This window comes from Xanthomonas citri pv. citri (assembly GCF_000961215.1).
GTDB classification, from domain to species: Bacteria; Pseudomonadota; Gammaproteobacteria; order Xanthomonadales; family Xanthomonadaceae; genus Xanthomonas; species Xanthomonas cissicola.
Genome location: NZ_CP008998.1, coordinates 2,871,184 through 2,892,705 on the forward strand (window position 1 = coordinate 2,871,184; position 21,522 = coordinate 2,892,705).

General features: G+C 65.3%; 16 protein-coding genes. 7 read left to right on the forward strand and 9 right to left on the reverse strand.

Annotated elements, in window-relative coordinates; translation table 11 throughout:
- Positions 1–159: 159 nt before the first annotated feature.
- The 4 genes from AMD14_RS13040 to AMD14_RS13055 form a co-directional block, all read right to left on the reverse strand.
- Entirely contained in the window at positions 160–1,275 is a 1,116-nt protein-coding gene (locus AMD14_RS13040; RefSeq protein ID WP_011051613.1) for a polyamine ABC transporter substrate-binding protein, read from the reverse strand.
- Between the two features lie 230 nt (positions 1,276–1,505).
- Positions 1,506–2,873: an aspartate aminotransferase family protein gene (locus AMD14_RS13045; RefSeq protein ID WP_011051614.1), complete on the reverse strand. Its 1,368-nt coding sequence runs from the start codon at positions 2,871–2,873 to the stop codon at positions 1,506–1,508.
- A 215-nt stretch (positions 2,874–3,088) separates the two neighbouring features.
- Positions 3,089–4,474: a glutamine synthetase family protein gene (locus AMD14_RS13050; protein WP_003488314.1), complete on the reverse strand. Its 1,386-nt coding sequence runs from the start codon at positions 4,472–4,474 to the stop codon at positions 3,089–3,091.
- Positions 4,475–4,480: 6 nt separating this feature from the next.
- Positions 4,481–5,236 carry a gamma-glutamyl-gamma-aminobutyrate hydrolase family protein gene (locus AMD14_RS13055; protein ID WP_003488313.1) on the reverse strand — a complete coding sequence of 252 codons (756 nt, stop codon included), beginning with the start codon at positions 5,234–5,236 and terminating at the stop codon, positions 4,481–4,483.
- Between the two features lie 143 nt (positions 5,237–5,379).
- On the opposite strand from AMD14_RS13055, the gene AMD14_RS13060 reads away from it, so the two are divergent.
- The 4 genes from AMD14_RS13060 to AMD14_RS13075 all read left to right on the forward strand — a co-directional run bounded on the left by AMD14_RS13060 (position 5,380) and on the right by AMD14_RS13075 (position 10,049).
- The gene (locus tag AMD14_RS13060; protein ID WP_011051615.1) at positions 5,380–6,759 is read left to right on the forward strand and encodes a glutamine synthetase family protein; all 1,380 of its coding nucleotides are present in this window, start codon (positions 5,380–5,382) and stop codon (positions 6,757–6,759) included.
- Positions 6,756–8,075 carry an NAD(P)/FAD-dependent oxidoreductase gene (locus tag AMD14_RS13065; RefSeq protein WP_171843841.1) on the forward strand — a complete coding sequence of 440 codons (1,320 nt, stop codon included), beginning with the start codon at positions 6,756–6,758 and terminating at the stop codon, positions 8,073–8,075. Before AMD14_RS13060 ends, AMD14_RS13065 begins: the two co-directional genes overlap by 4 nt.
- 84 nt (positions 8,076–8,159) lie before the next feature.
- Positions 8,160–9,458: a diguanylate cyclase gene (locus tag AMD14_RS13070; RefSeq protein ID WP_005915311.1), complete on the forward strand. Its 1,299-nt coding sequence runs from the start codon at positions 8,160–8,162 to the stop codon at positions 9,456–9,458.
- Between the two features lie 129 nt (positions 9,459–9,587).
- Positions 9,588–10,049: a bacteriohemerythrin gene (locus tag AMD14_RS13075; protein WP_005915313.1), complete on the forward strand. Its 462-nt coding sequence runs from the start codon at positions 9,588–9,590 to the stop codon at positions 10,047–10,049.
- Between the two features lie 119 nt (positions 10,050–10,168).
- Here the strand turns inward: AMD14_RS13075 and AMD14_RS13080 are convergent, their stop codons facing one another.
- From AMD14_RS13080 to AMD14_RS13100, 5 genes are all read right to left on the reverse strand, one after another.
- Positions 10,169–11,449 carry an MFS transporter gene (locus tag AMD14_RS13080; RefSeq protein WP_040107636.1) on the reverse strand — a complete coding sequence of 427 codons (1,281 nt, stop codon included), beginning with the start codon at positions 11,447–11,449 and terminating at the stop codon, positions 10,169–10,171.
- 508 nt (positions 11,450–11,957) lie between these two features.
- On the reverse strand, positions 11,958–12,227 hold the full coding sequence (locus AMD14_RS13085) for a hypothetical protein (protein ID WP_015463329.1): 270 nt from the start codon (positions 12,225–12,227) through the stop codon (positions 11,958–11,960).
- Complete coding sequence (locus AMD14_RS13090) at positions 12,217–14,565, reverse strand: FdhF/YdeP family oxidoreductase (RefSeq protein ID WP_011051620.1); 2,349 nt, start codon at positions 14,563–14,565, stop codon at positions 12,217–12,219. Before AMD14_RS13090 ends, AMD14_RS13085 begins: the two co-directional genes overlap by 11 nt.
- Positions 14,562–15,407 (reverse strand): formate dehydrogenase accessory sulfurtransferase FdhD, encoded by an 846-nt coding sequence (gene fdhD, locus AMD14_RS13095; protein ID WP_005915322.1) that lies wholly within the window; start codon positions 15,405–15,407, stop codon positions 14,562–14,564. Before fdhD ends, AMD14_RS13090 begins: the two co-directional genes overlap by 4 nt.
- Positions 15,408–15,413: 6 nt before the next feature.
- On the reverse strand, positions 15,414–17,093 hold the full coding sequence (locus AMD14_RS13100) for an OFA family MFS transporter (RefSeq protein WP_005915324.1): 1,680 nt from the start codon (positions 17,091–17,093) through the stop codon (positions 15,414–15,416).
- Between the two features lie 526 nt (positions 17,094–17,619).
- Between AMD14_RS13100 and aptA the strand changes: the two genes are divergently transcribed.
- The 3 genes from aptA (at position 17,620) to AMD14_RS13120 (ending at position 21,503) form a co-directional block, all read left to right on the forward strand.
- Positions 17,620–18,972, forward strand: coding sequence for an omega-aminotransferase AptA (gene aptA / locus AMD14_RS13110; RefSeq protein ID WP_003488289.1), 1,353 nt, complete (start codon positions 17,620–17,622; stop codon positions 18,970–18,972).
- Between the two features lie 138 nt (positions 18,973–19,110).
- Positions 19,111–19,965: a hypothetical protein gene (locus AMD14_RS13115; protein ID WP_015463331.1), complete on the forward strand. Its 855-nt coding sequence runs from the start codon at positions 19,111–19,113 to the stop codon at positions 19,963–19,965.
- A gap of 233 nt (positions 19,966–20,198) precedes the next feature.
- Entirely contained in the window at positions 20,199–21,503 is a 1,305-nt protein-coding gene (locus tag AMD14_RS13120) for a DUF445 domain-containing protein (protein WP_011051622.1), read from the forward strand.
- Positions 21,504–21,522: the final 19 nt, after the last annotated feature.

Below are 21,522 nucleotides of genomic sequence, written 5' to 3' on the forward strand. Positions count from 1 at the left end.
GAACTGCCCGGTACAGATTGCGTGATGGGCCAGTCAGCTGGCAATCGGCCTATCAGGTCCCGACGGTGCACCCCTAGGCCGCGCGCCGGGTCCGTGGCATGGGCCGTTGCACGAGGCAGCACTGCGCTCGGGCGCAGCATCCACCGGCAACGCAGCAGCTCAATGCCCGGTCTTGATCTCGGTCCACAGCCGCGTGTACAGCCGGTCCACGTCAGGCGGATTGATGGCATAGGTGAACATCTTGGCGGTCACTTCCGGCGGCGGGTAGATGGTGGGGTCGTTGCGGATCGCCGCATCCACCAACGGGGTGGCGGTGCGCACCGGGTTGGCGTAATGGATGAAGTTGGTATTGGCCGCGGCCACGTCCGGCTTCAACAGATAATTGATGAAGGCGTAGGCGTTGTCCGGGTGCTTGGCATCCTTGGGAATGGCCAGCATGTCGAACCATTGCGGCGCGCCCTCCTTTGGAATGGCGTAGGCCACCTTGATGTTGTTGCCGGCTTCCGCGGCACGGTCGCGCGCCTGGATGATGTCGCCGGACCAACCCACCGCCAGGCAGGTATTGCCGTTGGCCAGCGAGGTCACGTACTGGCTGGAGTGGAAGTTCTGCACGTACGGGCGAATGGCCTTGATCAGCGCGGCGGCCTTTTCGATCTCGGCCGGCGTGGTGCTGTGCGGATCGAGCCCGAGATAATTGAGCGCGATGGGAATCATGTCCGAAGGCGTGTCCAGGATGGTCACGCCACAGTCCTTGAGTTTGGACAGATTCTCCGGCTTGAACACCAGATCCCAGCTGTTGGCGACATCGGTGTTGCCGAAGATCGCCTTGAGCTTGTCGACGTTGTAGCCGATGCCAGTGGTGCCGATCATGTACGGCACGCCATAGGCGTTGTTCGGGTCCTGCGCGGCGATGCGGCGCATCACGTCCGGATCCAGATTGACCAGATTGGGGATCTTGCTCTTGTCCAGCGGCAGGAAGACGCCGGCCTGGATCTGCCGGCCGAAGAAGTTCAGCGTGGGCACCACCACGTCGTAATCGCTGCCGCCGGCCAGCAACTTGGTTTCCACCATTTCGTCGCTGTCGAAGACGTCGTAGGTCACCTTGATGCCGGTGCTCTTTTCGAACGCGGGAATGGTGTCTTCGGCGATGTAATCGGAATAGTTGTAGACGTTGAGCACCTTGGCCTGCGCGTCGGCGCTGCCGGGCGCGCCAGCGCCGCCACAGCCGGACAACAGGGTGATGGACAGCGTCAGGGCGAGCAGTCGCAGCGTCATGTGGGTCTCCAGGCAGCGCGATGGGGCGGCCGGTCTCGAATCCGGGCTCTTCCCAGCCTACCCACCACGCCCGGATTTGCCCAGCGCAGCGAGGCCGGCACAGAGAGGCCTTGCCGGCTGGCGAGCGCGGCAGCCGCCGCGATGGCACCGATGTGTGCGCATGCTTGGTCGTACTCGTCCTCGTCCTCGTCGCGGCCCGCTGCCGTGCAGTGGGACCGGTTGTGCGGGAGCTATCGGCCCAGCGCCTGCGCAGTGTCGTCCAGCGCGGCCCAGGCCTTGTCGAACAATTCATCGACCTGCGCGGGGGTGATGATCAACGGCGGCGACAGCAGCATGGCATCGTAGGTCGCGCGCAGGATCAGACCGCGGCGCAGCGCGAAATCGCGACACATCGCCCCTACCCGCCCGCGTCTTGGGAAATACGCACCGCGACGCTGTTTGTCCGGCACCAGTTCCAGCGCCCCGACCAGCCCGGCGATGCGTGCCTCGCCGACCAAGCGGTGCTCGCCCAGCGCGGCCCAGCGCTGCGCCAGGTATGGCGCAACCTGTGTGCGCGCGGTCTCGACAATGCCCTCGTCCTGCAGCAGGCGCAGGTTTTCCAGCGCCACCGCCGCGCACACCGGATGCCCGGCGTAGGTGCCACCGTGCGCCAGCTCGCCGCCTTGGGTCTTGAGCACACCGGCCACGCGGTCGTTGAACATGGCTGCCGCCAACGGGATGTAGCCGGAAGTGATGCCTTTGGCCAGCGTCATCACGTCGGGCTGGAAGCCGAAATACTCCGCACCGAACCATTCGCCAGTACGCCCGAAACCGCAGATCACTTCATCGGCGACCAGCAAGACGTCGTAGCGCCGGCAGATCCGCTCGATTTCCGGCCAGTAACTGCGCGGTGGGATGTAGACGCCGGTCGCGCCCATGATCGGCTCGCCGATAAAAGCGGCGACGTTATCCGGCCCGAGTTCCAGAATCTTGTCTTCCAGACGACGTGCCGCCAGCAACCCGTATTCCTCCGGATCCATCTCCCCGCCATCGCCGAAGTGATACGGCGGTGCGACGTGGTGGATATCGGCAATCGGCAACCCGCCCTGCTGATGCATTCCCCTCATGCCTCCCAGGCTGGCGCCGGCCATGGTGGTGCCGTGATAACCATCATGGCGGCCGATGAAGATGCGTTTTTGCGGCTGCCCCTGCACGGCCCAGAAATGCCGCACCAGGCGCAGGATGGTGTCGTTGGCCTCGGACCCGGAGTTGGCGAAGAACGCATGATTCAGATCGCCCGGCGCCAACTCCGCCAGCTTGGCCGCCAACTGAATGGTGGGCTCGGTGGTGCACTGGAAAAAGCTGTTGTAGTACGCCAGCTGCTCCATCTGCCTTGCCGCTGCCTGCGCCAGTTCCTTGCGCCCATAGCCGACATTGACGCACCACAATCCGCCGAACGCATCCAGCAACTGGTTGCCATCGGCATCCCACACGTACACGCCCTCACCGCGCGTCAGGATGCGCGTGCCCTTCTGCGCCAACGCCGCATTGTCGTTGAACGGATGCAGATGATGGGCGGCGTCGAGCTGCTGCAACGCCTTGAGCACCGAAGGATCCACGACCTGCTCCGCGCATGAGGAGTTACCAGCATACCCAGGCCCTGTTGCCGGACCGTGGATGGCTTTGCAGATCGCCCGGCCAATCCCTTGCACGCCGGGCAAACAGGTAGGCCTCGAGAACTTCAACTGCCGCCAAAGTCGCCCTCATCCGCCCTTCGGGCACCTTCTCCCGACGGGAGAAGGAAACCGCTCGGCACGGGTCTCAATCACGCAGCTCACACATTCAACAGCAGGAACTCCCGTTCCCACGAACTGATGACCCGGAAAAACGTCTCGTACTCTTTTCGCTTCACCGAGATGTACGCACGCACGAACCGCCGCCCCAACATCTCCTGCAACGCCTGGCAGCCTTCCAGCTCATCTAGCGCCTCGCCCAGCGAGCGCGGCAAATCGTAGCCTTGCTCCTTGCCATTGCTGCTGATCGGCGCGGTCGGCTCGAGCTTTTCGCCGATCCCCAATAACCCGCAGGCCAGCGTCGCGGCCATGGCCAGATACGGGTTGGCGTCGGAGCCGGCGAAGCGGCTTTCCACCCGCATGTTCTGCGGCACATCGATGGGCACGCGCAGCCCGCAGGTGCGGTTGTCGAAGCCCCACAGCACATTGCTCGGCGACACCTCGCCGAACATCAACCGCCGGTAAGAATTGACGTTGGGCGCCAGCAGGCCCATCGCCATCGGGATGTATTTCTGCAGGCCACCCAGATAATGCGCGAAGGTATCGCTGAAACCGCCCTCGCGCTTGCCGCTGAACACGTTCTTGCCGGTGCCGGCATGCAGCAGGCTCTGGTGGATATGCATCGCACTGCCTGGCTCGGTTTCCATTGGCTTGGCCAGGAACGTGGCATACACACCGTGCCGCAGCGCGGCTTCGCGCATGGTGCGCTTGAACAGGAACACCTGGTCCGCGCGCGACATCGGGTCGGCATGGGTGAAGTTGACTTCCAACTGCGCGGCGCCGGATTCGTGGATCAGCGTGTCCACGTCCAGTTCCATCGCATCGCAATAGTCGTACATCAGGTCCAGGATGGGGTCGAACTCGTTGACTGCGTCGATCGAGTACGACTGCCGCGCCGTTTCCGGCCGCCCCGAGCGCCCGGCCGGCGGCAACAGCGGGAAGTCGGGGTCGGTGTTTTTCTGCACCAGGAAGAATTCCAGCTCTGGCGCCACCACCGGTTGCAGCTCGGCCTGGGCATAGGCATCCAGCACGCGGCGCAGCACGTTGCGCGGGGCAAGTTCGTGCGGCTGGCCATCCTTGGTATAGCAGTCGTGGATGACCTGCGCAGTGGGGTCTGCCGCCCACGGCACCATGCGCACGGTGCTGGCGTCCGGGCGCAGATGCATGTCCGAATCCGATGGCGAGGTCAGCGCGTAGTAGTCGTCCGGGAAATCGCCGGTCACGGTAGTGGCGAAGATGCCTTCCGGCAGGCGCGTGCCGTAATCGTGCGAGAACTTGTCGGCGGGAATGATCTTGCCGCGGGCGTTGCCGGTGATGTCCGGCACCAGGCATTCCACCTCGGTGATGCTGCGCTCCTTGAGCCAGCGGCGCAGCGCGCTCTCCGGCTGCGTGGACGTGGTCTTGCGCGAACGTGTGCGGATGGACATGCAACCTCACTTGCCGCGTCGCGCGGCGTATTGGCGACAGGCCTCGCCGAAGGCCTGAAAGATGGCACGGTAGAACGGATGCTGTGTGACACGCCATTCCGGATGCCATTGCACCGCCAGCAGAAAGCCCGGGCCGGGGCCGTGGAACGCTTCGATCAGACCGTCCGGCGCGGTGGCTTCGATCAGCAAGCCCTCGGCCAGCGTGGCAATTCCCTGCCCGTGCAGGGAATTGACCCACACCTGGGCGCTGTCGCTCATGCCCGCCAGCCAACCGCCGGGATGCAGGTGCACCACATGCGCCGGACCGTATTGCGTGTCTATCGGTGTGCCCGGGTCCTCCCGGTGATCGGCCAGGCCGGGCACGTCGTGCACGCGCTGATGCAGGCGCCCGCCCAAGGCCACGTTGACTTCCTGCAGCCCGCGGCAGATCGCCAGCACCGGCAGGCCACGCGCAAGCGCCTGCGGGATCAGCGCAAGGCTGGTGGCATCGCGCGCCGGGTCGTGCGGGTTGCCTTCCCAACTGGGCTCGTCGCTGTAGTGATGCGGCTCCACATTGCTGACCGCTCCGGTCAACAGCAGCCCATCCAGCCGCTCCAGCCACGCGCCCGCATCCAATGCCGGCTGCAGGCTGGGCAACAGCACCGGCATCGCACCGGCCGCCTCGACCACCGCGCGGATGTACTTCTCGCCGGCGGCCAGGAACGGATGAGGCCCTTGCAGGATGCGATCGGTCGGCAGGCCGACCAGCGGAACGACAGCCATGCGCAAAGATCCGATGCGTTGGGTGGAACGTCGATACGGTCGAAGTTACCGCGCCATCGCCGGCATTGCCAGGCGCGCCAGTGCGCTTGCGATTGCTCACGCGCGCTTTGCTACGCTGCGCGGCGACTTCGCAGGTGTTGCCCATGGCTTCCGAGACTTCCGTCGCGTCCCTGCCCGCTGCCGATGCCCACACCCTCTCTCGCATCGCCGGGTGCGAGTCTGTCGATCTGTTATTGCCCGACACCAATGGCGTGCTGCGCGGCAAGCGCGTAACCGCCGATGCGCTGAGCAAGGTGTATCGCGACGGCGTGTGCCTGCCGATGTCGCTGATCGCCACCGACATCACCGGCAACACCGTGGAAGAAACCGGTCTTGGCTACGCGATCGGCGACGCCGACCGCATCTGCCGGCCGATCGAAGGCTCGCTACGACTGGTGCCCTGGGCGCCACGGCCGATGGCGCAGCTGTTGCTGGCGATGCACACACCCGAAGGCGGGCTGTTCGAAGTCGCCCCGCGGGCGGTGTTGCAGCGCGTGCTGCAGGGGTTTGGCGCACTCGGCCTGACCCCGGTCATCGCCGTAGAGCTTGAGTTCTATCTGTTCGATGCGGTGGCCGATGCGCAGGGGCGCCCGCAAACCCCGCGCGACCCGATCACCGGCGAACGCAGCGACAGCACGCAGGTATATTCGCTGCAGGATCTGGACGACCAGCGTGGCTTCACCGATGCGGTCACCGTCGCTTGCAGACAGCAAGGCATTCCGGCCGACACCGCCGTGGCCGAGTACGCACCCGGCCAGTTCGAAATCAATCTGCAACACCGTGCCGATGCGGTGGCCGCCTGCGACGAGGCGGTTCTGCTCAAGCGCACCATCAAGGCCATTGCGCAGCAACGGGGCAAGCTAGCCAGTTTCATGGCCAAGCCTTTCCCCGGCCAGGCCGGCAGCGGTTTGCATGTGCATGTGAGCCTGCTCGATGCCGCCGGGCACAACGTGCTGGCCAGCGCCGCCGACGCGCCTGCGCAGTCGCTACGCCACGCCATCGCCGGGCTACAGCGGCATGCAGATGCCTCGCTCTTGATGTTCGCCCCGCATGCCAACAGCTATCGCCGCTTCGTCAGCAATGCGTTCGTGCCGCTGGATGCGAGCTGGGGCTTCAACAACCGTACCGTGGCACTGCGCATCCCGCACAGCGATGCGCACAACACCCGCATCGAACACCGCATTGCCGGCGCCGATGCCAACCCATATCTGGCCGCTGCAGCCGTGCTGGCCGCGATGCTGGACGGCCTGCGGCAGCCGGCCGAACCCACCGCGCCGGTCACCGGCAATGCGTACGCACAGTCGGTGTTCGCCCCACGCAGCTGGCAAGGCGCGGTGGATGCGTTCCTCGGCAGCGACTTCATCGGCGAGCAGTTCGGCACGCAGTTCCAGCACGTATTCGGCCAGCAGAAACAACGCGAGCTGCTCGACTACCAGGCGCAGGTACCGGACCTGGATTACGCGCGGTACCTGCGCACCGTGTGATGGCTCGCCCGCACGCGCCACTGCCGCACAGCAACTCGCCGGGCAACGGGTATCCGGACAGCTGGTACGCACGCAGCACGCCAGCCCTACCCCAACAATCGCGCCTGCAAGGCGCCGAGCACGCCGACGTCTGCATTCTCGGCGGTGGCTATACCGGCCTCACCGCTGCGCTGGCGCTGGCCGAGGCCGGTTACGCCGTCACCGTGCTGGAAGCCCGGCGTGTGGGCTGGGGCGCGTCAGGGCGCAATGGCGGCCAGGCCATCGTTGGCTACGGGTGCGAGCAGGAAACGCTGGAAGCGCTGGTCGGCAACGACGATGCTCGCCTGTTGTTCGATTTCTCGCGCGACGGCATGCGCCTGCTGCGCGCACGCATCGCCGGCCATGCCATCGCCTGCGACTGGCGCGACGGCCACGCGCATGTGCCGCTGAAGCCGCGTCAGGTACGGGCGCTGCAGCACGGCATCGTGCGCATGGCCGAACGCTACGACTACCCGCTGCAGTGGTGGGACCGCGCACGCACCCGCCAAATGCTGGACAGCCCGCTGTACCTGGGGGCCATGTTCGACCCCGCCAGCGGCCATCTGCATCCGCTGGCCTATGCATTGGGCCTGGCACGGGCCGCGCTGGCCGCCGGCGTGCGCATCTACGAAGATTCGGCCGTGACCAGGCAGCAACCCGGGGCGCGCGTGGTGATGCATACCGCCCACGGCAGCGTGACCGCCGCGTTCGGCGTGATCGCCGGCAATGCGCTGCTGCACGGCATCGCCCCGCCCCTGGAGCAGCGCATCATGCCGGTCGGCACCTATGTCGGCGCCACGCCGCCATTGGGACAAGCGCGTGCGCGCGCCCTGATCGCCAACGACATGGCGGTAGCCGATACCAACTGGGCACTGGATTACTATCGGCTCAGTGCCGATCACCGCCTGCTGTTCGGCGGGCGTGCCAGTTACTCCTCGCGTCCGCCTGCGGGCTTGCAGCGCCTGATGACCCGGCGCATGCACACGGTATTTCCGCAGCTGCACGCTGTGCCGCTGGAAACGCTGTGGGGCGGCTACGTGGACATCTCGCGCAACCGTGCACCGCACTGGGGCCGGCTGGCGCCCAACCTGTACTTCGCACAGGGCTTTTCCGGACATGGCGTGGCTGCCACCGGCCTGGCCGGCCAGGTCATTGCCGAGGCCATCGCCGGCCAGAGCCGGCGCCTGGACGTGTTCGAACGCATCGGCCACCGCCCGTTCCCTGGCGGGCAGCGGCTGCGGACCCCGCTGCTGGTGGCGGCGATGAGCTGGTATCGGCTGCGCGATGCGCTGTGGTGACCGCCACGCTTTGGAACGTGGTGCTCAAGTTTTGGCGAGCAGGGCCGTTAGCTGACCTGACGGTTCGATCCAGACGGCCAGCCGATGTCCCCAGGTACCCTACATCGCAATAGTGAAAGTGCAGTCCTACCGCAGCGGGTGCTGTTGGTGGAGAACTCGCGCACGTTCACCAGCATGCTGCGCGAAGCCATCGAGCAACGCGTGGAACTCCCGGTCACGGTCGTCTCGACCCTGGCCGAAGCGGCGCGTGTATTGGACGAAGAGGACGGCTGGTTTCTGGTCCTCACCGGCCTGGTGCTGGTCGATGGCGACCGCGACAAGGTCGTGGAATTCTTTCTCTCGCGCAAACTGCCCACCGTGGTGGTCAGCGGCGTGTACGACGAAGACCTGCGCCAGCGCGTGCTGCAGCAGCAGATCATCGATTACGTGCTGAAAAATGCACCGGGCAGCATCGAGTACCTGGCATGGCTGGTGCAGCGCCTGGAGCGCAATCGCCGGATCGCCGCCCTGGTGGTGGACGATTCGCTGTCGGCACGCACCTATGCCGGCGCCCTGCTGTCGATGTACGGCTACCGCGTGGTGCTGGCGGCCGACGGCGCTGCCGGGCTGGACGCGATCGAACGCGACCCCGACATTCGCCTGACCATCGTCGACCAGGAAATGCCTGGAATGGATGGCGTGGAATTCACCCGCCGGCTGCGCGCGATCCGCTCGCGCGACAAGGTGGCGGTGATCGGCATATCCGGCAACAGCGATTCGTCGCTGATCCCGCGTTTCCTGAAGAACGGCGCCAACGACTTCCTGCGCAAACCCTTTTCGCGCGAAGAATTCTTCTGCCGCGTGTCGCAGAACGTGGACCAGTTGGAACTGATCGGCACGCTGCAGGATCTTGCCACCCGCGACTTCCTCACCGGCCTGCCCAACCGGCGCTATTTTCTGGAACAGAGCCAACGGGTCATTCCAAAGCTGTTGTTGGAGGACCAGACGGTGACCGCCGCGATGGTGGATATCGACCATTTCAAGCACATCAACGACACCTGGGGCCATGAAGCCGGCGACCAAGCGTTGCGTGCGGTGGCCGCGTCGGTGTCCGGGCATGCGCGGCCGCAAGATCTGGTCGCACGCTTCGGTGGCGAAGAATTCTGCCTGTTGGTGCCCGGGCTGGATGCCGCCAACGCCACCAGCTATTTCGAAACCCTGCGCGAGCGCATCAGCGCCCTGCGCGTGCGCGTGGGAGACGAGACGTTGAGCATGACGGTGAGCATCGGCGTATGCATCGCCAGCGAAAGCGACCAGTCGCTGCATTACCTGCTGAACGAAGCGGACAAGCACCTGTATCTGGCCAAGGCCGGCGGCCGTAACCAGGTGCGTCTGGCAAGCTGATCCCGCATCGTCTGCAGGCCCAAGCGGCGCGTGCGGATGACGCGCCTGCCGACATGCCTTGATCCAGATCAACGCCCGGCCGGCGCGCGTGGCTTACCGTATGCCCATCGCATTGGGCAAGGGACTTCGATGGCACTGCTGGTCTGGCAGGACGACCTCAACACCGGGATCGAGGTGATCGATCATCAACACCGGCGCATTGTGGACATGATCAATCAGCTGCATGTTGCGCAGACCAGTCTGCAGCAACTGGCAGTGGCGGAGGTGATCGACGAACTGATCGATTACACGCTCTCGCACTTCGCCTTCGAAGAAGAATTGATGCAGGAAGCGGGCTATCCCTTCAGCCAGGCGCACCAGCGCGTGCACGCGGTATTCGGCAAACGGGTCGGCGAATACCGCCTGCGCTTCCAGGCCGGCGAAGACGTCAGCGACGAGCTGCGCAACATGCTCTCGCGCTGGCTGTTCAACCATATTCGCGGCGACGATCAGGCCTACGCACCGCAGGTGATCGCACACCTGGACCGGTTTTCGCGCACCCATCAGCACGGTGGCTGGCTGGGCCGCACGCTCAAGCGGATCTTCGGCTAGAAGCCAGATCAGCAGCACGGCGCTGCGGCAGCGCACTGAGGCGTGCCTGGTATCGCGTCATCGTGCGCCGCCGTGCTGCTGCACGATCCGGACACTCCATAAACCGTCGCGATCTCCGGTCAGCGACGCCAGCGCCGCGCCACTACCAGCGCGACCAGGCTCAGCACCGCCGCCCCGCCCAGGTAATACCCCACCGATTGCACGCCGTAACTGGCCGCCAGTTGCGTGGCCACGTAGGGCGCCGGCGCCGCACCCAGGATGCTGGCCAGATTGAACGACAGCGACGCGCCGGTGTAGCGCACCTCGGTGGGATACAGCTCGGCCAGCAGCGTGCCGCAGGGACCATAGGTCAGGCCCATGAAGAAAAACCCTAGCGACAGGAACGCCAGCACCTGCAACGGGTGGCTGGCCTGGAACAGCGGCGCAAACGCCAGGCCGAATGCCACGATGGCGATGCTGGCCAGCATCATCGCCAGCGGCGCGCCGTGCCGGTCGCCAAACTTGGCCGACAACGGAATGCCCAGCGCAAAAAACACGATGCCGGCCATCTGCAACAACAGGAATTGTTCCTTGTCGTAACCCAGCGTCTTGGTGCCATAGCCCAGTGCAAAGACCGTCATCAGATAAAACAGCACGAAGGTGGCGAACGCGCCCAGCGTGCCGACGATCAGTGCCGGCCAATGCTGCCAGACCACGGTGCCCAGCGGCAGCCTGACACGCGTCTTGCGGTCCAGCGTCCTCTGGAAATCTGGCGTCTCGGTGATGCTCAGGCGTACCCACAGCCCCGTCAGTACGTGCAAGGCACTGGCCAAAAACGGCACGCGCCAGCCCCACTGCATGAACTGCGCATCGTCCAGCACTGCGCCCATGCCCAGAAAGGTGCCAGTGGACAACAAAAACCCCAGCGGCGCGCCCAGTTGCGGAAACATGCCGTACCACACGCGCTTGCCCGGCGGCGCGTTCTCGGTGGCCAGCAGCACGGCCCCGCCCCATTCGCCGCCCAGCCCCAACCCCTGGCCGAAGCGGCACAGCGCCAGCAATGCGGGCGCAAATACACCGATCTGCGCGTAACTGGGCAGCAGGCCGATCGCCACGGTGGACAACCCCATCGTCAGCAGCGCCGCCACCAGCGTGGCCTTGCGCCCTACCCGGTCGCCGAAGTGACCGAACACCGCCGATCCCACTGGCCGCGCGACAAACGCCACCGCAAAGGTGGCCAACGACTGCAGCATCGCCGCACTGCCATCGCCGGCGGGAAAGAACAGTGTGGGGAACACCAGCACTGCGGCGGTGGCGTAGATATAGAAATCGAAGAACTCGATGGTGGTGCCGATCAGGCTGGCGAACAGCACGCGCGCGGGTGAATTGGTGGGTGTGGCGAGCGGCGCGGCGGCAGTCATCGTTGATCGACATCCAGAAAAACAAGACGGCCGATTCTGGCAGATCACAGCACTGCTTTGCGCAGGCGAACCGGGTGGTGAAAAGTTACAGGCGTGACTGACGGTGCTGTAGATCGTGTCCCACTCGTCTTGAACCAGATGTTCGCAGCAGTGTCGGCAAATCGTAGCCGGAGATCGTCGACTGCTCAGCCTGCAAGGTGTGGGGCCTTCGCGTTTGCTGCAGGGCCTTGCCCGCCCACCATCGCAGGACACGCCGCACGTACGTCCTTGTGGCTCCGTGGCGGCATCCATGCCGCCAAGGATCCCGCGACGGTGGGCGGGCAAGGACCAGTTGAGTTGGTCGGTCTACAAAGCTTCCAATAAGGCAAGCAGCGACACGCTGCCCCCGTTCTTCAACAAGCACACCGCGCACTCGACCGTCGAAGCTTTCGACCTTCGCCCGTCAATGGATGCCAAATCCGTAGACCGCCAGATCCTCATCAAAGCGGCAATGACTCGCGCAGCCGCCCTACGGCGCCTGCGCCGCGGCTTGCCGCGCATGCTCGGCCAAACCAACTGGCGTCAGCACCGCACATTGCCGCTCGCCGCGATCTTCCACGCGCACCCAATCCGGACCCGGTTGACCGTCCAGGTTCGCCGTCCCCAACCAGGCGAGCGTGCGCAGCAGCACGCTCATCCGCACGCCCAGGTGCTTGCATAGCCGCGCCAGCGACACGCCATCGGGCGCGTCGGCAAGCACACGCAGCAGCTGCACGGTGAGCTGTGGATCAGCGGACAAGCACCGCTCCGATATCGCGCGGTGCCGCATCAGCGGTTTCGGCGCGGTGCGGCAGCACGATCACCGGAATCGACTTGGAGGTCGGCGTACGCGCCTCGTCGGCGAAACTGGACAACGGCACCAGCGCGTTGGTTTCCGGGTAGTACGCGGCCAGGCAGCCGCGCGGGATGTTGTAGTCCACCAACAGGAAACGCCGCGCCTCGCGGCGCACGCCGTCCTCGCACAGGCTTTCCAGGTCAACCCAATCGCCCGCCTTCATGTTCAATGCCGCGATGTCCGCCCCATTGATGAACAGCACACGGCGCTCGCCGAACACGCCGCGATAGCGGTCGTCCAACCCATAAATGGTGGTGTTGTATTGATCGTGCGAACGCGTGGTGGCCAGCGTAAACACCATCTGCTCGGCGTGGCCACGACGCGCGCGATGGATGGGGTTGTCGGTGGGCACCGCATGCGGCTTGAACACCGCGCGTTGTTCCGGCGTCACCCACTGGCGATCGCGGGCGGTGTTGGACAGACGGAACCCACCCGGCGTACGCACGCGCTCGTTGAAACCGGCAAAGTCCGGGAACACCTGCGCGATGAGATCGCGCACGCGGTCGTAATCGCCTACCAGCCAACGCCAGCGGATCGCGCTGCGTGCGCCCAACGTGGCTTCGGCCATGCGCGCCACGATCGCCGGCTCCGACAGCAGGTCCGGCGAGGCCGGCGGATTGATGCCGGCCGACAGGTGCACCATGCTCATCGAATCTTCCACCGTCACGCCTTGCGAGCCGGCATCCTGGATGTCGATCTCGGTGCGCCCCAAACACGGCAGGATCAACGCATCGCGCCCATGCACCAAGTGGCTGCGATTGAGCTTGGTGGTGACATGCACGGTCAATTCGCAGTTGCGCAACGCGCGGTGCGTGGCATCGGTATCCGGCGTGGCGGCAGCAAAGTTGCCACCCATCGCGAAGAACACCTTGCCGCGCCCATCCAGCATCGCCTCGATCGCACCCACGGTATCGAACCCGTCTGCGCGTGGCGGCGCGAAACCGAACACCGATTGCAGCTTGTCCAGGAACGCGGCCGGCGGCTTTTCATAGATCATCATCGTGCGGTCGCCCTGCACGTTGCTGTGCCCGCGCACCGGGCAGACGCCCGCGCCGGGACGGCCCAGGTTGCCGCGCAGCAGCAGCAGGTTGGTGATCATGTGGATGGTCGCCACCGAATGCTTGTGCTGGGTGATCCCCATGCCCCAGCAGGCAATCACGCGCTCGGCATTGAGATAGATCTCGCCGGCTTTGCGCAGCGCAGTTTCGTCCAGCCCGGATTCTTCGACGATGGTGTCCCAGCTTTCCGCATGCACGTCGGCAGCGAAGGCCTCGAAATTGGCGGTGTGCGCCTGGATGAACTCCAGGTCCAGCAAGCGCGGCGTACCATCGCGCTGCGCCTGCGCATCGCGCTCCAGCACATGCTTGATGATGCCCTTCACCGCAGCCAGGTCGCCGCCGATCTTGAGCTGGAAATAATCCGAAGCGATGCGCGTGGAACCGTTGTGCAACATCTCCAGCTTGTCCTGGGGGTCGGCGAACTTTTCCAGCCCGCGCTCGCGCAGCGGGTTGAACGCCGCAATCGCCGCACCGCGCTTGGAGGCCTGACGCAACTCGCCCAGCATCCGCGGGTGATTGGTGCCCGGGTTCTGCCCGAAGATGAAGATGGCGTCGGCCAGCTCGAAATCGTGCAGCGACACCGTGCCCTTGCCCACGCCGATCTGCGAACGCAGCGCCGTGCCGGAGGGCTCGTGGCACATGTTGGAGCAATCGGGGAAGTTGTTGGTGCCGAACTCGCGCACGAACAACTGATACAAGAACGCTGCCTCGTTGCTGGTACGCCCGGAGGTGTAGAAGATCGCCTCATCCGGCGTTGCCAGGCCATTGAGATGCCGCGCGATCTGCGCAAAGGCATCGTCCCAGCTCACCGGCACGTAGTGATCGCTCGCAGCGTCGTAGCGCATCGGGTGGGTCAGTCGACCCTGCCCTTCCAGCCAGTAGTCGCTGTATTGCGACAGCAGGCTGACGGTGTGCGAAGCGAACAGCTCCGGCCCGGCGCGACGTGCGGTGGACTCGGCCGCCACGGCCTTGGCGCCGTTTTCGCAGAATTCGAAGGTGGACGTATGGTCGCGATCCGGCCAGGCGCAACCGGGGCAGTCGAAGCCGTCCGGCTGGTTGGCGTGCAGCAGCGTCTTGGCGCCCTGCACGGCGATGTCCTGTTCCATCAGGTGCTTGGCCACCGAGCGCAATGCGCCCCAGCCGCCCGCGGGATTGTCGTACTGCTTGATGGTTTTCTTGCTCATGCGGGCTCTCCCACGGCAACGCCCAGATCCAGGCGCTGCGGATGGCTGTAAACGACACAATCGTGATCGCGGGCAAACCCGATCAGGGTCAGTCCCGCACTTTCGGCCAGGCTGATCGCCAGCGCAGTAGGCGCCGAAATCGCTGCGAGCAGCGGAATTCGGGCCTGCGCGGCTTTCATGGCCATCTCAAAGCTGGCGCGGCTGGTGACCACCGCAAACCCGTGCGATGCATCGATGCGCGCGCGCGCCAATGCACCGATCACTTTATCCAAGGCGTTATGCCGGCCCACGTCTTCGCGGACCAGCTGCACATTGCCCTGCGCATCGGCCCAACCGGCCGCGTGCACGGCGCCGGTCTGCGCGGCGATGGGCTGCCGTGCGTGCAGCGCATCCAACGCATGCGCCAAGGCATCCACGTCGATCTGCAGGGACGATTGCAGCACCGGCGGCACACGCAGCACCGCTTCGATGGACTCGTTGCCGCACACCCCGCAACCGCTGCGCCCGTCCAGATTGCGCCGCCGCTGGTGCAACGCGGCTGCCCGCTCGGGCGGGATTTCGATCTGCAGCGAAGCGCCTTCCAGAAACGTCTCCACCGCGATCACGCGCAAGTCCTGCGCGTGATCGACGATGCCTTCGCTCAATGAGAACCCGAGTGCGAAATCCTCCAGGTCCTCCGGCGTGGCCATCATCACCGCGAACGGCACGCCGTTGTAGATGAAGGCGACCGGCATTTCGGCCGCCACCATATCCTGCACCGTGGCGCTGCGGCCGCCGCGATGGCGACGGACCGTGCGCACCACACTGCCGGGACGCACGGAGCGGGAAGACGGACTGGTCATCTCATCTCAATGGAACAGCACGAAGGCTTTTTGCAGCGTGACCCAGATACCGAACAGCATCGGGATACCCACCGCCAGCCACGCAAACGCGACCAGGACGGGATTGCCGCCATGACCGATGCGTGCCATTTGTTCCGGTGGAATCACCCCGTGCCCGGTGCGGTCGACCTTTTCGTGCGCCAGCTGCTTTTCGCGTGCCAGTTCGTCGGGCGTCATGAAGTGACGCGCGGCCACCGGGCGCACCAACAGATTGCAGATCAGGCCAAGCACGAGCATGCCGGCAAGGATGTACATGGTGGTGTTGTAGACCTGTGACGGCGGGCTGCCATGGGCCAGCTGGTATTCGCGCATGTAACCCACCACCACCGGGCCCAGGATGCCGGCGGTCGCCCAGGCGGTCAGCAGCCGGCCGTGGATGGCACCGACCATCTGGGTACCGAACAGGTCGGCCAGATACGCCGGAATGGTGGCGAAGCCGCCGCCGTACATCGACAGGATGATGCAGAAGATGCCCGCGAACAGCGCGATGCCGCCGATGCCGCCAGCCGACGGAGCCGCTGCGTACAGGCAGATGCCCAGTACGAAGAACAGCGTATAGGTGTTCTTGCGGCCGAGCTTGTCGGACATGCTGGCCCAGAAGAACCGGCCGCCGATGTTGAACAGGCTGAGCAACCCGGTGAAGCCGGCCGCGATGGCCGCGATGCTGGCCAGTTGGGTCGGATCCAGGCTGGCGAAGCCCACATCCACGCCGATCAGACGGCCACCGAACACTTCCTGCAACATCGGCGAGGACATGCCGATCACACCAATACCGGCCGAGACGTTCAGGCACAACACGCCCCACAGCAACCAGAACTGGGGGATGCCCCAGACCTTTTTCACGTGCACGTGGTTGGCGGTGATCATGGCATTGCTGCTGGCCACCGGCGCGGTCCAGCCGGCCGGGGTCCAGCCGCTCGGCGGCACGCGATAACCGAACGCGCCTGCCATCATGAAGACGAAGTACAGCGCCGCCATCACCAGGAAGGTTTCCATCACGCCCACCGAGGTGGGGGTCGCAAAATGGCGCATCAGCGCATCGGCCAACGGGCTGCCGATCATCGCGCCGCCGCCAAAGCCCATGATCGCCATGCCCGTCGCCATACCGCGACGGTCCGGGAACCACTTGATCAAGGTCGACACCGGCGAGATGTAGCCCAGACCCAGGCCGATACCGCCGATCACACCCGAGCCCAGCCACAGCATCCAGATCTGATGGAAGTGGATGCCCACCGCCGAGATCACCAGCCCACCGCACCAGCACAGCGCCGAGACCACGCCGGCCTTGCGCGGGCCGGCCCGTTCCAGCCAGCCGCCCCAGATTGCTGCCGAGCAACCCAGCAACACGAAGAACAGCGTGTACATCCACTGCAGTTCGCTGATCTTCCAGTCGCAGGTGGTGGCCACCATGCGCGCGAACAGGCCCATATCGGCCGGGCACGCGATCGACTCGGTGATGCCCAGCGCCTTGGACAACGGCAGCCAGAACACGCTGAAGCCGTAAGCCATGCCGATGCACAGGTGGATCGCCAATGCTGCCGGCGGTACCAACCAACGATTGAACCCCGGCCGCGCAATGATGCGCTCCTTGGACAGTAGACCGGCGTCTGCGCCGCTGGCTGTCGCCACGGTGGACCCTTGCGTCATTCTCATTTCCCCCAAAAAGACAACGATGAACTGCGAAAGCACGGCTGACAGGACTCACCACCAACGCCTGGCGGGCGATGGCGACGTCCTGTCGGCCGTTCCGAATACGATTGATAGCTGCAATCAAATAACGCGTTGCGATATGGGCAGCGACACCGACCAGGCCCAACTGGCGGTCGTCTGGCGCATCATCGGCGATCCTTGCCTGTTTGCAATGCTCTCCAGCGCCTTGCAGTGTTGCAAAGCGCCGCCGATACCCATGTCGCGTAAGCGTGCCTTGGGGTTAGCGGCCGCAGCTGCGACTAATTGACTAGTCCGTCCGCACTTCGCCAACCGCGTCGCGAAACCGCTCCCGGCACCGGCTGTACGCGCAGCACTGCGGCACGTGCTGGCATGGTCCAGTCCTGGTGTCGCTCGACCGGGGGATGCACGACGCGCCTGCTTGCTGTGCGTCTGCGGGCGTCTCAGGTGACGGCCCAGGCGCCAGCTGCGTACAGTCGGGCGATCCCGAACGACGGAGCCTGCCATGCCCGACCACCTTCCCAGCGATGCCGCCGATGCGCTGCAGGCACCGACGCAGCTGGATGCCTTCTGGATGCCGTTCACCGCCAATCGCCAGTTCAAGGCACGGCCTCGCCTGCTGGCCTCGGCGCAGGGCATGTATTACCGCGATGTCCAAGGACGCCAGATTCTGGACGGCACGGCAGGCCTGTGGTGCTGCAATGCAGGACATAGCCGCGAGCGCATCGTGGCAGCCATCCGCGACCAGGCCGGCACGCTGGATTTCGCGCCGACCTTCCAGATGGGCTCGCCGCTGCCCTTCGTGCTGGCGCAGCGGTTGGCCGCAATCGCCCCGCCGGGCCTGGGCCATGTGTTCTTCACCAACTCCGGCTCGGAAGCGGTGGATAGCGCGATGAAGATCGTGCTTGCCTACCACCGGCTGCGCGGCGAAGGCCAGCGCACCCGCTTCATCGGTCGCGAGAAGGCCTACCACGGGGTCGGCTTCGGCGGCATGTCGATCGGCGGGCTGCCCAACAACCGCAAGTGGTTCGGCCCATTGCTGGCCGGCACCGACCATTTGCCGCATACGCTGGATCTGCAGCACAACGCCTACGCGCGCGGGCTGCCTGTGCATGGCGCGGAACTGGCCGACGATCTGGAACGGCTGATCACCTTGCACGATGCGTCCACCATCGCGGCGGTTTTCGTCGAACCGGTGTCCGGTTCGGCCGGTGTGATCCTGCCGCCGGAGGGCTACCTGCAGCGGTTGCGCGCCATCTGCGACCGCCACGGCATTGTATTGGTGTTCGACGAGGTGATCACCGGCTTCGGCCGCGTGGGCGACGCCTTCGCCGCACAGCGCTTCGGCGTCATCCCGGACATCATCACCGCCGCCAAGGGCCTGACCAGCGGCACCGTGCCGATGGGCGCGGTGCTGGTGGCCGATGCGATCCACGATGCCTTCATGCACGGGCCGCAAAACGCGATCGAGCTCTTTCACGGCTACACCTATTCCGGCCATCCGCTGGCCTGTGCAGCGGCGATCGCCACGCTGGACACCTATGCCGAGGAAGAGCTGTTCACGCGCGCGATCACGCTTGGCCCGCAGTGGGAAGACGCATTGCACGGCCTGCGCGGCTCGCCGCATGTGATCGACATCCGCAACATCGGCCTGATCGGCGCGATCGAACTGGCACCACGCGACGGCGCCCCGGGCGCGCGCGGTTACGACGTCTTCGAGCGCTGTTTCCACGAGGGCGGCCTGCTGGTGCGCGTCACCGGCGATGTCATCGCACTGTCACCGCCGCTGATCGTCACCCCGGAGCAGATCGGGCAGATGGTGGAGACGCTAGGCAAGATTCTTCGCCAGGTGGACTAAGCCCGGCTGGCCACGGGCGATGACCACAAACTGCGCTGGCGACGGGCGCCCGCGTGTCACGCATGCAGGCACCCGTCAAGCGCGCAAAGCCGGGGCAGGCTCACTACAATGCCCGCCCCGTACCCCAGCAGTTGCCGTATGAACATCGTTGTCAAAGAAGAACTCAAGGCCTATATCGACCCGCTGACGCCCGACGAACACGAGGCGCTGGAACGCAGCCTGCTGGCCGAAGGGTGCCGCGATGCGTTGGTGCTGTGGGGCGATGTGCTGGTGGATGGCCACAACCGCTACGGTATCTGCCAGAAGCACGGCCTGCCGTTCCAGACGGTGCAGAACCCGCGCTTCCAGTCCATGCAGGACGTGCACCTGTGGATGATCGAACAGCACCTGGGCCGGCGCAGCGTGTCCGACTTCCAGCGTGGCGTACTGGCGTTGCGCAAGCGCGAGATCCTGGCCGCGCGCCAACGCAGCCAGCGCGACGCCGACGCCGCTGCCGAAGCGCCGGCCGTGGCCGACGACCAGGCCGACACTGGCCTGGACCAGAGCAGCGCACACGCCGCTGACGACAACGACAGCCCGCCGTGGGAAGAAAGCTCCAGCCCGGTGAGCCGTGCCGAGCTGGCACGCGAAGCGCGCCTGAGCAGCAACCAGGTGGTGATGATCGAACGCATCCATAAGCAGGCCGCGCCGGAAGTGGTGCAGGCGGTCAAGGCGGGCGAGATTTCGATCAGCGCCGCCGCTGCGGTGGCCACGCTGTCCGAGGACGAACAACGCGCCGCCGCGCAGGCCGGCAAGGCCGAGCTCAAACAGGCCGCCAAGCGTGTGCGCGACGCCAAGCGCAAGCCCAAGGCCGACGAAGCCGAAGGTGGCGGAGCCGAACGCCGCGACATCAAGGCCCTGCAGCGCCGCGTCACCGAACTGGAAGACGAAAATGCCGCGCTGCAATCGAAGGTGACCGCACTGCAGGCCCAGTTGGAACGCCTGCGCGGCTGAGTGCACCCGACAGTCGACGGCAACACGTAGGAGCGCACCTGGGCGCGAAAGGCATTCCCCGATAAAGCCCGTCGCGCCCAGGCGCGCGCCAACGGCAGCAACAGCCGCTGGGTCGCCCCAACCCACGCGCAGCTGGAGCACAAGGCACGCAAGACGCGGCCACCAACTTGGGCGCGCAATGACGCCAGCTGCCGTGGACATGCCCTGGTCAAACGACTGGGTACACTTCACTGATGGAACCCAGTCTCAGCATTCCCCGTCCGAACGATCCTCGTCGTGCCCAGTTGCAGCGCATGAAGCTGTTGGCGGTGGCCTTGTTGCTGGCGATGTTCGCCGGCTTCGTCGTCAGCCACCTGATGGGCGAACACGGCATCTGGGCCTGGGTGTCGGCCTTCTGCGAAGCGGCCACGGTGGGCGCATTGGCCGACTGGTTTGCAGTGGTGGCGCTATTCCGCCGCCCAATGGGCCTGCCGATTCCACACACGGCCATCCTGCCGCGCGGCAAGGAACGGCTGGCCGATGGGCTGGCAGTGTTCGTGCGCGACCAATTCCTCGCCCCGGATGCGTTGATGGAAAAACTGCGGGTATTCGATCCCGCCAGCCGGCTGGGCGATTGGCTGGCCAAACCTGAGCAGGCACGCATGCTGGCGCAGATGACGCGCGGCTGGATGTTGCAGGCGCTGGAACTGCTCGACGAGGCAGCCGTCCGCCGCGCGATTCAAGGTTTCGTGGTCGACCGCCTGCGCAAATGGAACGCCGCTGCCACCATCGGCGATGTCATGGCCCTGCTCACCACCGACGGCCGCCATCAAAAGCTGCTGGACGAAGTGTTGCTGCGGCTGGGCGAATGGCTGGACCAGGAGCAGGTCAAGACGCGCGCTTCTGCATTGATCGTGCGTTACGCGCGGCGCGAATGGCCCAAGCTGGTCGGCACGGTGAATTGGGTCAAGCCGATCGAAGAGATCGGCGACAGCCTGGCCGACCGCATGGCGCGTGCGGCGATCGAAGAACTACAGGACATCCTCACCACGCCCGAGCACCCCATCAGGCTCGACTACGAAGTGTGGCTACAGCGTTACATCACGCGCTTGCGCGACGAACCGGAAATGGCCGTGCGCGTGGAAGAACTCAAGCAACGCGCCATCGAACACCCGGCGCTGCAGGACTATGTGCAGGGGTTGTGGGGCGAAATTCGCGACGCACTGCGCAATGATCTGGCGCGCGAGCAATCGTCGATGGCCGCACACGTGGAGCGTTCCATGCAATCGCTCGGCCGGGCCTTGTCGCAGGATCCCTCGCTGCGTGACGCGCTCAATCAACATATGTTGCAGGCTGCCGACAAACTCACCGCGCGCCTGCGCACATCGGTGACCGACCATATTGCATCGACGATGAAAAGTTGGGACGAACGTCACCTCGTCGAACAATTGGAATTGGGGGTGGGACGCGATCTGCAATACATTCGGTTCAATGGAACATTGGTCGGTGGACTGATCGGACTGATTCTTCACGCGTTGTCGATCTGGCTGTCGTTTTGATGCGGGAACGTTGATCGCC

Coding starts and splice junctions, on each gene's coding strand:
- AMD14_RS13040 (WP_011051613.1), bottom strand. CDS start 1,275: ATGACGCTGCGACTGCTCGCCCTGACGCTGTCCATCACCCTGTTGTCC.
- AMD14_RS13050 (WP_003488314.1), bottom strand. CDS start 4,474: ATGTCCATCCGCACACGTTCGCGCAAGACCACGTCCACGCAGCCGGAG.
- AMD14_RS13055 (WP_003488313.1), bottom strand. CDS start 5,236: ATGGCTGTCGTTCCGCTGGTCGGCCTGCCGACCGATCGCATCCTGCAA.
- AMD14_RS13060 (WP_011051615.1), top strand. CDS start 5,380: ATGGCTTCCGAGACTTCCGTCGCGTCCCTGCCCGCTGCCGATGCCCAC.
- AMD14_RS13070 (WP_005915311.1), top strand. CDS start 8,160: ATGTCCCCAGGTACCCTACATCGCAATAGTGAAAGTGCAGTCCTACCG.
- AMD14_RS13075 (WP_005915313.1), top strand. CDS start 9,588: ATGGCACTGCTGGTCTGGCAGGACGACCTCAACACCGGGATCGAGGTG.
- AMD14_RS13080 (WP_040107636.1), bottom strand. CDS start 11,449: ATGACTGCCGCCGCGCCGCTCGCCACACCCACCAATTCACCCGCGCGC.
- AMD14_RS13090 (WP_011051620.1), bottom strand. CDS start 14,565: ATGAGCAAGAAAACCATCAAGCAGTACGACAATCCCGCGGGCGGCTGG.
- fdhD (WP_005915322.1), bottom strand. CDS start 15,407: ATGACCAGTCCGTCTTCCCGCTCCGTGCGTCCCGGCAGTGTGGTGCGC.
- AMD14_RS13100 (WP_005915324.1), bottom strand. CDS start 17,093: ATGACGCAAGGGTCCACCGTGGCGACAGCCAGCGGCGCAGACGCCGGT.
- aptA (WP_003488289.1), top strand. CDS start 17,620: ATGCCCGACCACCTTCCCAGCGATGCCGCCGATGCGCTGCAGGCACCG.
- AMD14_RS13115 (WP_015463331.1), top strand. CDS start 19,111: ATGAACATCGTTGTCAAAGAAGAACTCAAGGCCTATATCGACCCGCTG.
- AMD14_RS13120 (WP_011051622.1), top strand. CDS start 20,199: ATGGAACCCAGTCTCAGCATTCCCCGTCCGAACGATCCTCGTCGTGCC.